At 61.4% G+C, this 14,019-nt stretch carries 12 protein-coding genes; 1 reads left to right on the forward strand and 11 read right to left on the reverse strand.

Going from position 1 to position 14,019, the window contains the following annotated elements:
• Positions 1 to 106: 106 nt before the first annotated feature.
• The 5 genes from AAEZ03_RS20645 to AAEZ03_RS20665 all read right to left on the reverse strand — a co-directional run bounded on the left by AAEZ03_RS20645 (position 107) and on the right by AAEZ03_RS20665 (position 6,586).
• On the reverse strand, positions 107 to 1,150 hold the full coding sequence (locus AAEZ03_RS20645; protein ID WP_350581189.1) for a FecCD family ABC transporter permease: 1,044 nt from the start codon (positions 1,148 to 1,150) through the stop codon (positions 107 to 109).
• A complete protein-coding gene (locus AAEZ03_RS20650; protein ID WP_153328677.1) occupies positions 1,147 to 2,094 on the reverse strand; it encodes a FecCD family ABC transporter permease in 948 nt (315 codons plus the stop codon). Before AAEZ03_RS20650 ends, AAEZ03_RS20645 begins: the two co-directional genes overlap by 4 nt.
• Before the next feature lie 96 nt (positions 2,095 to 2,190).
• Positions 2,191 to 3,087, reverse strand: coding sequence for a Fe2+-enterobactin ABC transporter substrate-binding protein (gene fepB / locus AAEZ03_RS20655; protein WP_350581191.1), 897 nt, complete (start codon positions 3,085 to 3,087; stop codon positions 2,191 to 2,193).
• Positions 3,080 to 4,399 carry an NtaA/DmoA family FMN-dependent monooxygenase gene (locus AAEZ03_RS20660; RefSeq protein ID WP_350581193.1) on the reverse strand — a complete coding sequence of 440 codons (1,320 nt, stop codon included), beginning with the start codon at positions 4,397 to 4,399 and terminating at the stop codon, positions 3,080 to 3,082. Before AAEZ03_RS20660 ends, fepB begins: the two co-directional genes overlap by 8 nt.
• 96 nt (positions 4,400 to 4,495) lie before the next feature.
• Positions 4,496 to 6,586: a TonB-dependent receptor gene (locus AAEZ03_RS20665; RefSeq protein ID WP_350581195.1), complete on the reverse strand. Its 2,091-nt coding sequence runs from the start codon at positions 6,584 to 6,586 to the stop codon at positions 4,496 to 4,498.
• Between the two features lie 257 nt (positions 6,587 to 6,843).
• Here AAEZ03_RS20665 and AAEZ03_RS20670 point away from each other — a divergent pair, with 257 nt between their 5' ends.
• On the forward strand, positions 6,844 to 7,629 hold the full coding sequence (locus AAEZ03_RS20670; RefSeq protein WP_088500249.1) for an IclR family transcriptional regulator: 786 nt from the start codon (positions 6,844 to 6,846) through the stop codon (positions 7,627 to 7,629).
• Positions 7,630 to 7,632: 3 nt separating this feature from the next.
• On the opposite strand, the gene AAEZ03_RS20675 is transcribed toward AAEZ03_RS20670, so the two are convergent.
• The 6 genes from AAEZ03_RS20675 to AAEZ03_RS20700 form a co-directional block, all read right to left on the reverse strand.
• Positions 7,633 to 8,421: an ABC transporter ATP-binding protein gene (locus tag AAEZ03_RS20675; protein WP_153434677.1), complete on the reverse strand. Its 789-nt coding sequence runs from the start codon at positions 8,419 to 8,421 to the stop codon at positions 7,633 to 7,635.
• Between the two features lie 130 nt (positions 8,422 to 8,551).
• Positions 8,552 to 10,117: a GMC family oxidoreductase gene (locus AAEZ03_RS20680; protein WP_153331790.1), complete on the reverse strand. Its 1,566-nt coding sequence runs from the start codon at positions 10,115 to 10,117 to the stop codon at positions 8,552 to 8,554.
• A gap of 12 nt (positions 10,118 to 10,129) precedes the next feature.
• The gene (locus AAEZ03_RS20685) at positions 10,130 to 10,687 is read right to left on the reverse strand and encodes a gluconate 2-dehydrogenase subunit 3 family protein (protein WP_350581198.1); all 558 of its coding nucleotides are present in this window, start codon (positions 10,685 to 10,687) and stop codon (positions 10,130 to 10,132) included.
• A 129-nt stretch (positions 10,688 to 10,816) separates the two neighbouring features.
• Positions 10,817 to 11,209: a VOC family protein gene (locus AAEZ03_RS20690; RefSeq protein WP_123751484.1), complete on the reverse strand. Its 393-nt coding sequence runs from the start codon at positions 11,207 to 11,209 to the stop codon at positions 10,817 to 10,819.
• A gap of 200 nt (positions 11,210 to 11,409) precedes the next feature.
• Positions 11,410 to 13,590 (reverse strand): malate synthase G, encoded by a 2,181-nt coding sequence (locus AAEZ03_RS20695; protein WP_350581202.1) that lies wholly within the window; start codon positions 13,588 to 13,590, stop codon positions 11,410 to 11,412.
• A gap of 23 nt (positions 13,591 to 13,613) precedes the next feature.
• Positions 13,614 to 14,015, reverse strand: coding sequence for a heme-binding protein (locus tag AAEZ03_RS20700; protein ID WP_048369259.1), 402 nt, complete (start codon positions 14,013 to 14,015; stop codon positions 13,614 to 13,616).
• Between the last annotated feature and the right edge of the window lie 4 nt (positions 14,016 to 14,019).

The following is a 14,019-nucleotide window of genomic DNA, read 5'->3' on the forward strand; positions in this document are numbered from 1 at the left end:
TTAAATTGCTCTGTGTACTTATTCATGTTGAAAACCCAAAAAGTTGGATGGGTGTCCAACTTTTTGGGGGCAGTTCACTTGACTAGCGTGAATTCCAACACAGGGGTTAGCCGATTGGCTTGCGACTTCGGGTCAGTAGCCACAGCAGGTAAAACCCGCCCAACAGCCCGGTGGTCAGGCCGATGGGCAGGTTGAGGTTCAGTGGGAAGCGCTGGCTCACCAGATCGGCGCTGAGTAACAGCAGGGCGCCCATGATGGCGCCGGACACCAGCGGGATGTCCGGTGAGCCGGTCAGGCGTCTGGCCAGTTGCGGCGCTGCCAGGGCGATAAAGCTGATCGGCCCGGCCGCCGCCGTGGCAATAGAGGTCAAGCCCACGGCGGCCATGACCATCACCAGTCGCGAGCGCTCAACCGGGACGCCCAGTTGGCAGGCGGTGTCGTCACCCATCTCGAGCATGTTCAACGGCCGCGCATGGTAGATCGCAATCGGCACGATCAGCACAAAGCCCATTGCAGCCGGCACCACGTGGGACCAGGTGCGGGTGTTCAGCGAGCCCGACAACCACAGTTGCGCGGTCATGGCCTGGTCGAGGTCGCCGGTCACCAGCAAGACAGTGTTGAGGCCGGTGAGCATGGCGCCGACGCCAATCCCCACCAACACCAGACGATAGCCTCCCGTGGTGCGGCCTTTCAGCGACAGGACAAACACCACGGCGGCTGTGCAGACGCCTGAGAGCACGGCCGCCAACGAGGTGCCCAACGGACCGGCATTGAACAGGATGATTTGCACAATGGCGCCGCTGGCTGCGCCGGTGGTAAAGCCGATGATGTCCGGCGAGCCCAGCGCATTGCGCGAGATTGACTGAAACACCGATCCGGCCATGCCCAACGCGGCGCCGACGAATACGGCGGTGAGTACGCGGGGCAAACGCACCCGCTGAATGATCCGCTCGGCCGTCGGGTTGTCACCCACGCCGAACAGGCTGGCGAGCACTTCGCCGGGGCTCAGGTGCAAGGTGCCGATGCCCAGCAACAGCACGGCCAGCAGCAGCGCCAAGAGCATTAAACCGGCGCCGATCAATGCCGCCCGTGGGCGCCAGACAAACGAGCAGTGGGCGAAACGAACCACGGCGGGCAGGCTGTTTTTCATAGTTGGCTCAGTCGGTACTTGCGCACCACAGCAATAAAGAAGGGCCCGCCGAGCAACAGGGCGACGATCCCGGCAGCGATTTCAGACGGGGCGACAACCACCCGACCCAGCACATCGGCACCCAGCAGCAGGATGGCCGCGTAGAGCCCGGAGTAGGGCAGGATCCAGCGATAATCCGGGCCCACCAGCAAGCGGGCAATGTGCGGTGCCACCAGCCCGACAAAGGCAATCGGCCCGGCCCCGGCTGTGGCTGCCCCGGCCAGCAGCATGACCGCCAGGCACGCCAGCAGCCAGGTCGAGCGCGGGCTGGCGCCGAGTGCCAGGCCCAGGTCCTTGCCCAACGCCAAGATGTTCAGGTTGCTGACAATCAGCAGGGCCACCGCGCAGCCGAGGCTGACCGCCACGGCCAAGACGGCGGCCGCCTCCAACCCACTGCGCTCAAGCGAACCGGAAGCCCAATGGCGGAACTGATCGAACACCTCGGTGGGGGCATTGAGAATGAAGATCCCGGTGATCGAGGTCAGCATGATCGACAACCCGGCCCCGGCCAGTACCAGCCGTACCGGGTTGTTCCCGCTGGAGTGGGCCTGGCCGATGATAAACACCGCTATCCCGGCCAGCCCGGCGCCGATAAAGGCAAACCAGACATAGGCCAGTGGCGTGACCACCTGGAACGCCACCGCGCCGATGATCACCGCCAGCGCTGCACCGGCGTTGATCCCCAGCAGGCCTGGTTCGGCCAGCGGGTTGCGCGTCACGGCTTGCATGATCGCCCCGGCCACGCCCAGGGCCAGCCCCGCGAGGATCGCCACCAACGTGCGCGGCACGCGCATTTCGCGCACGATCAGGTGCAAGTCGTTATGCCGGTCGTAATGCCTGAGGGCGTCCAGCACCTGCGCCAGATCAATCGAACGTGAGCCCAGCGTCAGACTCAGCACGCTCATCAACAACAGCAGCGCAACGCCGCCGATCAGCCCCCGATAACGCTTGCGTTGGCGGGCATCACCGCGTGCGGTGTGCTGCAAAGACAATGGCCTCACTCAGTGAAAACTCCGTGCCACGGAGTCGATCATTTGCCGCCCCGAGTAATAGTCGATGCGAAACGAACTGACTCCCAGCGGGTAGACCCGTTTATGGATCACCGCAGGCAGGTTGGCCAGCACTGGATCCGCGAGAAACGCTTGCACGTCGGCGTCATTACCGCCGAGTAAAAACACGCTGTCACCGACAATCGCCCTGGACAGGTTTTCACGGGAAATAAAGCCCACGTCCGAGCTGCGTCGCACTTGCGCGTCCAGCGCCTCGGGCAAACTCGCGACCTTGAAACCCAGCGCCGACAACAGGCGCGCCTGCGGGCTGCTTGGCAGGCCGACCGAGTAACTCCCGGCAATGTTGTAGCCGACCACGCTTACCGGTTCGGCTGGCGGTGTCAGGGTCGCGGCAACTTGCGCGGTGTAGTCGTCGAAGCGCTTGATCGCGTCCTGTGCCTGCTGTTCCAGGCCCGTCACCTTGCCCAACTCAACCGCCATTTGCTGCCAGCTCTGGTTCGAGTAGTTGACCACGGTGGTGTTGATGCCCTGGGCTTGCAGCTCACCCTGATGCTGAATCACGCTGTCGGCCCCGGTGGCAGACAGCACCAGCAGGTCCGGGTCTTGGCCGATCACCGCTTCGATGTCGAACAGCAAATTGCTGTACAGCACCTGCACCCCGCGCTGGTCGGCCACGTCAGCCCATTGCGTGAAAAAGCCCTTGGCGTCAGACAGTCTGCTGGGGGTGGTCGCGGCAGTGGCGATCAAGGGCGCGTTCATGGCCAGCAAGATGCCGGTCACGCTGGGAGTGGTCGAAACGATGCGCCGGGGTGTGTCGGCGGCGTGGACGACACTGGCCAGCAGCAAGGCCGCCAGCGACAACAGGGGCAGGGCGCGCAGTTTAATCATCGGTGCATGGCTCGTTGAGGTGATGGGCAAAAGTCGAGCCGCTGTATTGCTCGCGGAAACGTCCGGCTTGTACCAGACGCGGCATCACCTGTTGCAGAAATAAATGCACGGACTCGACAGCCCCTCCCGGCGCCGCGATAAAGCCGTCGATGGCACCCGAGTCGGCCCATTCAAGGATCTGCTCCACGGCATCATCGACGGTGCCCACCACTTGCCAGTGCGCCGCCGAAATCACTTCCGGGCGCAGCAGCAGTTGGTCAATGGTCAGCGATTCGCGTTCGATCAGGCGTCGCAGCAGGCTGTTATGGGTACGGCTCCCGGCACTGGGCGGTACTTCAGGCAGGTCGGCCCTGGTCACCAGGCGATCGGCTGCCCAGTTGCTCAGGTCGAGGCCGATCATGTCTTTGATCGACGCGAGTTTGCGCGTGCGGTCGAGGCGGGCATGGGTTTGCATAAACAGGGCGCGGGCTTCTTCGCGGGTGGCGGCCAGGTACAGGCTGAGGCCGGGCAACAAACGAATATCCGCCGGGTTGCGACCGTGGCGCAGGGCACGTTCTGACAGGTCGCGGCGCAGATCTTGGGCGGCCTCTATGTCGGGCGTCGGGGCGAACACCAGGTCGGCCACCGAGGCCGCAAAATCGCGCCCGGAGTCTGACGCGCCGGCTTGAATCAGCGGGATGCGGGTGTCGGGGAAGGCGGGCAAATTGAGCGGGCCTTTGACCTTGAGGTGCTTGCCGTCATGGTTGATCGGATTGACCTGGGCCACGTCCGCATAACGGCCGCTGGCGCGGTCAATCTGCAAAGCTTCGCTGGGGAAACTCGCCCACAGCGCCTGCACCACCTGGGTAAATTCGGCGGCGCGCTCATAGCGCTCTTCGGCGCCGGGCATGTGTTCCAGGCCAAAATTTTCGTGGCCTTGCAGGGCGGTGACGATGTTCCAGCCTGCGCGGCCACGGCTCACCCAGTTCAGTGATTGCAGCTGGCGGGCAACCACGTACGGTGGAAAAAAGGTAGTCGAGACGGTGGAGACCAGGCCGATATGCGTGGTTTCCCGGGCGACGGCCGCCAGCAGCACGGTGGGGTCGAGGCTGGCAAAGCCGGAGCCGCTGGCAAGCATTTCGGTGGGCATGCTGCTGACGTCCGGGCGGAACACAAAGTCCAGGTGTGCGGCTTCGGCGCGGCGGGCCAGGTCAATGGCGTAATCAGCGGTGAAAATCCCTTCGATGTTGCTGTTTTCGCGCCTCCAGCCGTCGCCGCTCAACCAGGTGGGCGCCAGGGACAGACCGATGTGCAGGTGTTTTTTGCGACTCATGATCAAACCTTTGTGACCTAAACAAAAAAGTGCCTCGCAATCTTTTAAAAAATCAAAAGATCGCGAGACAAGCTCGCTCCTACAGAGGGGCGGGGATCAGAACGCGCCCTTGACCCCGATGCCGAACATCCGGGGTGTGGTCATGCTCGCTTCAAGGCCGCCGATGCCACGGTTTTGCTGCATGTAAATAGCGGAGCGGTCGTCGAAGACGTTCTTCACGTAGCCATACAGCTCGACCGCTTCACTGAAGCGATAACTCATGCGCGCATCGGTCAGGGTGTACGAGTCGATGCTCAGGCTCTTGGTGTTGGCGGTGTCGGAGTAGTAGCCGTCGAAATGCCGCACTTGCACCGACAGGTTGGCTTTATCGGTGATGTCCCAGCTCGGGCCAAAGCTCAGGCTGTAGCCGGGGGAACGGGCAAATTCATTGGCCTGATAGGCCTCGTTGCTGGAGATCTTGTCGATGCGGGTGCGCAAGGTGCCGACGCTGCCGCGCAGTTTGAGGTTGTCCAGCACTTGGTAGTCAGCACCCAGCTCAAGCCCGTAGCCATGGGCTTTTTCGGCATTGATGGTGTACGACTGGGCGACGCCGGGCGAGATCACCACCGGGATGTTGTACTGCGCGTCCTTGAAGTCCATGTAGAACAGGTTGGCGCTGAGGATCAGCCGGTCATCGAGCAGGTTGGCGCGGGTGAACAGTTCATAGTTCCACACTGACTCTTCCTTGAAGTCCTGCCACTGGCGGGTGCTCAGGTTAAGCGACATGCCGCCCGGGTTGTAGCCACGGCTGACCATCGCGCCGACGGTCCAGTCCGGGGTGGCGGCAAAGGCCAGCGACACTTTGGGCAGAAACGCCGAGAAGGTTTTCTGGTAGTCCAGCGGGCCGGGGGCGAGCACCGAGGTGCCCTGGCGGTCAATGCGGTCTTCCTGATAACGCAGGCCGCTGCTGAGGGTCCAGCGGTCGTTCAGGCGGTAATTCAACTCCCCGAAGACGCCGTAGTTTTCCTTGGTGTCATCAAAGCTCGACAGCCCTGACAGCAGCAGGGATTCATCGGATTTGGTGCGGGCCACATACACGCCGCCGACGCCGCTGAGTTCGCTGTGCTGGTCACCAAAGGTCAGGCGCGTTTCGTTGGACAGGTTGTTCTGCTTGACGTCGGCGTCGCCCTGGCCGCGAATGCCGGTGTAGCGTTTGACGCTGGAGTGCGAGTACTGCGCCTGGTTGAACAGTTTGAGGCCGTTGTCGAAGTCATAGCTGACATCGAGGATCCCGGTGTTGGTGGTCTGCTCCCACGACGGCATGGTCGTGGTGGTGTGGTCGAGCTTGTGGAAAGGCTCGGAGGCCGCTTCCTGGCTGGGGCGGTTGCTGTCGTTATGGACCAGTGTCAGCTTGGCTTCCAGCCCGGTGATCGAACTGGGCAGCCAGAGCAATTTGGCCCGGGCGTTCAGCGCGCTGAAGTCCTGATCGGTCTTGCCCTTCTGGAAGTTGGGGCTGGTGTAGTCAATAAACGTGTCGCGGGCCGAGTAATCCACCGCCAGACGGCCCGCCAGGTCTTCGCCCATCAGCGGGCCGGAGAGGGCAATCGAGGTGCGTTTGTGGTTGTAGTTGCCGATTTCGGCCTGGTACAGCGCCTCGTGGGTGAAGGTCGGGTTTTTGGTGTTGACGATGATCGCCCCGGCAATCGCGTTGGCCCCTTGCGAGGTGGTTTGCGGCCCGCGGAACACTTCGATGCTGTCCAGATCCCAGACCGACGTCGCGCCAAAGAACATCTCGTTGTAGTTCAGGTAGTGGCCGTCGAGGTTGATCGTCGCGCGGGGCACGGTGCCGCCCCAGAACACGTTCTGCCCGTTGTTCGGCCCCTGGCTGTCCATCCCGCGAATGACCGGAGCGCCCACGGTGTCGGTGTAGATCACGTTGGGTACGCCCTGGAGCACTTCGTGAACCGTCGAGTCACCGGTTTTTTGCTGGTCGATTTCGCGACCGCTGATGACCGTGACCGAGGAGGCGGTGTTCTTTAACTCACGCTCAAGTTTCTCGCCGGTGACGGTAATCGGCTCGAACACCAGCGATGTTTTCTTCTCGCTGACCACGCTCTCTTCTGCCAGAGCACAAGACGCGCCGAGCAGGGTAGATAAGGTTAAAACGCTGAAACCACGGCTCAGCTTGCGGGATGGATAGGCCTTCAAGAGATGCTCCAAATGAGAATGATCCTCGTTAATGGCGATCCTAGCATGTAGCCATTACGTTCCTCAATAAAGAATTCATTCCTCTATGCGGTATTTGTAGGTGTGAGCTACGCTGCTTTTTTTGTCCGCTGTAAGGGACGTTAAAGTCGGTATCATGCGCATCGCCGTTGCGTCATCGCGTCGTCGATGGATGCCTATTGAGAGACTGCTGCGAGACAGTGGCGAGGAGAGGTTATTTGAAGAAGTTGAAGGCCAGCGTGGACGACGAGGCCCCCGAGACCCCGAACGAAAAGCGCTCGGGCACGATTCAGTCGGTGGCCATTGCTGCACGGTTTTTGAATGTGCTGGCCAGCGCTGAGCGCGAACTGGCCTTGGGTGAAGTCGCCCGGCGCACCAGTACCGGCGGTTCCACGACCCATCGCTACCTGCAAAGCCTGGTCAAGGAAGGCCTGGCCAAACAGGACCCGGCCACCGGCCTGTATGACCTGGGCCCGGCGGCGCTGAGCATTGGCATTGGCGCCCTCAAACGTGTGGATGCGGTAGAAATCGCCGCCGCGCAAATGAAAGCCCTGGCCTACCAGCATGCCGCCAGTGGCGGGGTGGCGATCTGGACCGACCGCGGGCCGACGCTGGTGCGCTGGTATCGCAGCGCCTACTTCTCCATCAGCCCTTTGGCCTTGGGCGATATCCTGCCGCTGGACAACACCGCCTGCGGGCTGGTGTTTCAGGCGTTTTTGCCGAAGACCACGATTGATGCAGCGCGCAAGCAACAGCCCGCGCATTTTCGCGGCACGCCGCCGACCAAGGCGGTGCTTGAAGACGTGCGCAGTGCCTGCTGGTCCGAACTCACCAGCCACCTGCTGTCGAACGTGACCGGGCAGGCCGCCCCGGTGTTTGACGCCCAGGGTGAGCTGGTCTGCGTGATGACCACCGTGGCCGATCTGGGCCAGTTGAAATCGCCCGAGGATCGCCGTGCGCTGTTCCATGCGGCCAATCGGGTCAATCAGTCCACCGGCGGTTTGCCCTGGCAGGGCGGCGAGTAAGCCTTAGTCGATGGCTCGGGCCTTGGGCACCACCAACGGGGTGCCGGTGACCGGGTCAGGAATGATCACCGACGCCAGGCCGAACACTTGCTCGACCAGCGCTTCGGTGAATATTTCACTGGGAGCGCCCTGGTCGACAATCGCACCATCTTTCATCGCAATGATGTGTGAAGCGTAACGGCAGGCCTGATTCAGATCGTGCAACACGGCGACTATCGTGCGGCCCTCGCGGTTGAGGCGGGCAAGCAGTTCGAGCAGCTCGATCTGGTGGGCAATATCGAGAAACGTGGTGGGTTCATCCAGCAGCAGGATCGGTGTTTCCTGGGCCAGCACCATGGCAATCCACACACGCTGGCGCTGGCCGCCGGACAGTTCGTCCAGCAAGCGGCCGGCCAGTTCCGTGACCTGCGCTGCCGCCATTGCCGCGCTGACGGCCTGCTCATCGGCCAGCGACCACTGGCGCAAAAAAGACTGATGCGGATAACGCCCACGGGCGACCAGATCGGCCACGGTGATGCCATCGGGTGCCACCGCCGTTTGCGGCAACAAACCTAGGGTGCGGGCAACTTCTTTGGCCGGCAACAGCGTGATGACCTGCTGATCAAGCAACACCTGGCCGCTGGCCGGGGTCAGCAAGCGGGACAAGGCGCGCAACAAGGTCGACTTGCCACAGGCGTTGGGGCCGACGATCACGGTGAACGAGCCATCGATAATGCTGACCGAAAGATCGGTCGAAATCGTCCGTTGCTCGTAACGCAGCGTCACGGCATCGGCACGCAAGCGATGGGTCATGGAGAAGAGTTCCTGGCCAGTCAGAAGGGCGGCCAGTATCACAGATGCGGAATTTGTTCCGCAATACGGAAAGTGCGGGGCGATATCAAGATCAAAAGATCGCGAGGCCCGCGATCTTTTGATGTGAACGTTACGCGGCCTTGGTTTTAAGGGCCTCGGCAATGTAATCCGCTTGCCGGATGGCCAGGCTGACAATCGTCAGCGTGGGGTTTTCGGCCGCGCTGGTGGTGAACTGGCTTCCGTCCGAGATAAACAGGTTAGGCACCTCGTGGCTCTGGCCGTGTTTGTTGCACACCCCGTCAGCCTCTTTCAGGCTCATGCGGCAAGTGCCCAGGTTGTGGGTTGAAGGGTAGGGCGGCACGCGGTGGGTTTTCAGCGCGCCCACCGCTTCGTACACCGCGCTGCCTTGTTTGAAGGCGTGCTCGCGCATGGCCAGGTCATTGGGGTGATCGTCGTAGTGCACGTTGGCCACGGGGATGCCCAAGTGGTCCTTGGTGTCACTCAAGGTGATGCGGTTGGTCTCGCGGGGCATGTCTTCACCCACCAGCCACATGCCCGCCAGATGCGTGTAGTTGTCCATCACACGGGTGAAATCCCGGCCCCAGGCGCCCGGATTAAAAAACGCCGCCATAAACGATGGGCCGAGAGAAATGGTCTCCATTTCATAGCCGCCGACAAACCCGCGATCCGGGTTGAAGCGCGACTCGTCACTGATCAGCCCCGCCATGATCGTGCCCCGATAGAAATGCACCGGGTCGTTGAACTCGGCGAATACCGAGCCGGTGGTGTGGCGCATGTAGTGTTTGCCGACCATCCCCGAGCCATTGCCCAGACCGTGGGGAAACATCGCGCTGGACGAGTTGAGCAACAGTCTCGGTGTTTCAATCGCATTGCCGGCAATCGCCACAATACGGCCTTTTTGCCGGTGCAACTGGCCTTGGGCGTCGGCATAGACCACGGCATTGGCGCGGCCCTTGGCGTCATGTTCGATGCGCACGGCATGGGCCTGGGTGCGCAAGTCGAGCTTGCCGGTGGCTTCGGCGGCGGGGATTTCGGTATACAGCGTGGACCACTTCGCGCCCATCTTGCAGCCCTGGAAACAGAACCCGAGCTGCATGCATTGCGCGCGCCCGTCACGGCCTCGGCTGTTGATTGCCATGTGCCCGGTTGAGCACTCTTTGTAGCCGAGCTTTTTGGCGCCGTTGTACATCACCTGGAAATTGTTGTTGCCCGGTAAGCCGGGGATATCGTGGGTGCGGGTCACGCCCATTTTGTTTTCGGCGCGTTCGTAATAGGGCTCCAGTTCGGCCAGGGTCAAGGGCCAGTCCAGCAGGTTGGCGTCTTTGACATCGCCGTACATCTGGCGTGCGCGAAATTCGTGTTCTTGCAGGCGAATACTGGCACCGGCCCAGTGGGTGGTGGTGCCGCCCACGGTTTTGCAGATCCAGGCGGGCAGGTTGGGGAAGTCTTTGGCGATCTGCCAGGAGCCCGAGGTGGTGCGGGTGTCGCCCCAGGACAATTGCGCAAACGAAGGCCATTCGTCGTTGATAAAGGTTGCCGGGGATTGCCGCGCACCGGCCTCCAGCAACACCACCGGGATGCCTTTTTGGCACAACTCGTTGGCCAGCGTGCCGCCGCCTGCGCCGGAGCCGATGATGATCACTACCGAATCGTCGTCAAAACTGTAAGTCGTCATGTTCGCTGCTCCTCAAAACGCACTGGGACTGGCATCGGCTGGCGCGGCGGGTAGCCACTTCAGGTCATTGAAACCGCGCATCAGGTAGCCGCCTTTAGGGAAGGAGGCGCCTTCGTAGCCGAAGTGCTCGTAGGCCAGTTCATTGCTGTACAGCGAGTTGACCGACGTGCCACGCACCAGCTTGAAAAAGTCGCTGTTCTGGATTTTTTCAAGCAGGGCCACTTGCTGGTGTTCATCCAGGCTCGCCCACTTGCCGCCCGCCAGCGTGTCCAGCTCGGCGAGGCCTTTTTCCAGCTGCGGCAGTATTGAAGGGTCGGCCGATGCGCGCTCATCCAGCGCCTTCACAGCAAAGGCGTAGACAGCGTCTTCCATACGGTCATGGGGATAAATGCGCCGCACCACGAGCAACAATTGCGACGCTGCATCACTGGGGAGTGTGTTCATTTGCATGGCCCAGGTCTGGCTGGGACCCAGCAGCGCGATGGGACCGGAACTGAACACGAGGGTGCCTAACAGCAGCCCGCCGCTTCCTTGCAGAAAGCGACGACGATTGACCTTTAGGTCTTGCATGAAATGTCTCCTTGTTATTTTTATAGGAGTAACAGTGTCACAGGCAAATCACAGGTCGCGGGTTGGCAGGAGCGGGTGACAGCGGTAAGCCCGTCCAGCCGGACGCCGGTTTAAAGCAATCAGGTATTTCTATTGATAGTGACCTCCACGTTGCAACACCTCGATCTTGTAGCCATCGGGGTCCTGGATAAAAAAGAACCGCGCGAGCAGTTCGCCGTCTCTTTTAAATTCTTTGATGGGGGCGGGCGACCACTGCAAGTCGCTGAGGCGCTTGAACTGCTGATCGAGATCATCGACCACGAAGGCGGCGTGCCCGTAGCCCGTGCCGTGGGTGTACTCGGTCTGGCCCTTGTTCCAGGTAAGTTCTATTTCTGCACCACTCTCGATGTCGCGCAGATAGACCAGTGAGAAATCGTCAAACTCCAGGCGATGCGACTCGATAAGCCCAAACGCCTGCTGATAGAAATGCATGGATTTTTCGAGATCGCCTACGCGAATCATGGAATGAATAAACTTTGCCATTGCCTCATCCTGCCTTGGAATTCTGGTTCTTGTTATAAGCACATTCCAATGGATCATGAGACCAATTGCAGCGGGGCAGGTAATAGAGGGGTACTACGTTTTGGCATGGCGCGATCGATTTAAAGATCGCAGCCTCGCGTTGCTCGGCAGCGACCACAGATGCGTAGTCGCTGCCGAGCAGCGCGAGGCTGCGTCAAGGTTTACCCCTGCGACTGTTTATACGCCAGCCGGAACGTGTGCAGCAGCGGCTCGGTGTAGCCATTGGGTTGCGCGCACCCTTCAAACACCAACGCGCACGCCGCCTGAAACGCGACCGATTGATCAAAATTTGCCGCCATGGGCGTGTACTGCGGGTCGTCGGCGTTTTGCTGGTCAACCACTCGGGCCATGCGCTGCAAGATTTCGAGGGTTTGCTCACGGCTGATCACGCCATGCAGCAGCCAATTAGCGATGTGCTGGCTGGAAATACGCAACGTCGCGCGGTCTTCCATCAGGCCTACATCGTGAATGTCGGGCACTTTGGAGCAACCAATGCCTTGTTCAACCCAGCGCACCACGTAGCCCAGCAAACCCTGGGCATTGTTTTCGACTTCTTCGCGGATGGCGTCCGCTGACCATTCGGCCTTGTTTACCACCGGCACGGTCAGCAGCCCTTCAAGCAGGGATTCGCTGACGTCGGCGTAGCGGGTCTGTTCGAGGGTGGTTTGCACGTCGTGCACCGACACCTGGTGGTAATGCAGCGCATGCAGGGTCGCCGCCGTCGGTGAGGGCACCCAGGCGGTGGTGGCACCGGCTTGGGGGTGGGCGATTTTCTGTTGCAGCATGTCGGCCATCCGGTCCGGCATGGCCCACATGCCTTTGCCGATCTGGGCGCGGCCGCGCAAGTTGCAATCCAGCCCCACCAGCACGTTGTTGCGCTCGTAGGCGGCAATCCACGGCGTGCCTTTCATGTCGCCCTTGCGCAGCATCGCCCCGGCTTGCATGGCGCTGTGGATTTCGTCGCCGGTGCGGTCGAGAAAGCCGGTATTGATGAACGCCACCCGTGACGCGGCGGCGCCAATACAGGCCTTGAGGTTGATGCTGGTGCGCCGTTCTTCGTCCATGATGCCCATTTTCAGGGTGTGACGTTGCAGCTGCAGAAGGTCTTCGACCCGGCTGAATAACTGCTCGGCGAACGCCACTTCGGCCGGGCCGTGCATTTTCGGTTTGACGATGTACACGCTGCCAGCGCGGGAATTGCCCCGGCGTTGCAGGTCATGCACGGCGATCAGGCTGGTGATGACACCGTCGAGAATCCCTTCGGGAATTTCCAGGCCCTGATTGTCAAGGATCGCCGGATTGGTCATCAGGTGCCCGACGTTGCGGATAAACAGCAACGAGCGCCCTGGCAGCGTCAGCGGCGAGCCGTCGGCGCCGGTGTATTCGCGGTCGGGGTTGAGGCGTCGGGTGATGGTTTTGCCGTTTTTGACCAGGTCTTCTTTAAGGTCGCCCTTCATCAAGCCCAGCCAGTTGCGATAGACCTGCACCTTGTCGTCTGCGTCGACCGCCGCCACCGAGTCTTCGCAGTCGATGATGGTCGAGAGTGCGGCCTCCATCAGCAGGTCTTTGACCCCTGCGGCGTCCGATTGGCCGATGACGCTGTGGCGGTCGATCTGGATTTCAACGTGCAGGTCATTGTGCTTGAGCACAATGGCCGTCGGCTCGGCGGGGTCGCCCTGATAGCCAAGGTATTGGGCCGTGTTGGCCAAACCGCTCTGGCTGCCATCTTTGAGGCTGACCAGCAGGGTTCTGCCTTCAATCTGGTAGCGCGTGGCATCCACGTGCGAGCCCTTTTGCAGCGGGAACGCCTGATCCAGAAACGTCCGGGCAAACGCAATCACTTTGGCCCCGCGCAGCGGGTTGTAGGCGCGGCCCGCTTCAGCGCCGCCGTCATTGGCGATCACGTCGGTGCCATACAGCGCGTCGTACAGCGAACCCCAACGGGCGTTGGCCGCATTCAGGGCGTAGCGCGCATTGGCGGCAGGCACCACCAACTGTGGCCCGGCCTGTGTGCTGATTTCGCTGTCGACGTTGGCCGTGTTGACCTTGACCTGCTCCGGTTGCGCCTGCAGGTAGCCAATGCCGCTGAGGAAGTTGCGGTACGCCGCCATGTCGGTGATCGGGCCGGGGTGCGCGCGGTGCCAGGTGTCGAGTTCGCCTTGCAGGCGATCACGCTCGGCTAACAGGGCGCGGTTGATCGGCGCCAGTTCGTGCACCAGCCCGGCGAAACCGTTCCAGAATGCTTGCGTATCCAGCCCGGTGCCCGGCAGCACGTCGTGTTCAATGAAGTGGTGCAGCACGGGTGCAACCTTGAGGCCGTGGCAGTTAACAAAATCGCTCACTGTTATCTCTCCTTCAGTTCGGTTTATTTGAGGCTGTGCGCGCCAGCTTTGGCGACTTGCGCGTCTTGCACGGAGGTGACCCCGGACACGCCAATGGCTCCGATGACCTGGCCGTCGACGATGATCGGCACGCCGCCTTCAAGGGAGGTCAGCAACGGCGCGGACAAAAACGCATGGCGGCCGCCATTGACCATGTCTTCGTAGCCTTTGGACTCGCGGCGGCCCAGGGCGGAGGTGCGGGCTTTTTCGGTGGCGATGTAGGCGCTGATCGGTGCGCACTCATCGAGCCGCTCCAGGGCCAGCGGGTGGCCGCCGTCATCGACAATCGCGATGCTCACGGCCCATTGGTTGTTTTGCGCCTCGAGGCGGGCAGCCTTGAGAATCTGCTGGACTTCGGTCTGGCTCAATACGGCTTTGCTTTTCATGACA

This window comes from Pseudomonas sp. HY2-MNA-CIBAN-0224, from assembly GCF_040310285.1.
GTDB lineage: Bacteria > Pseudomonadota > Gammaproteobacteria > Pseudomonadales > Pseudomonadaceae > Aquipseudomonas > Aquipseudomonas helleri.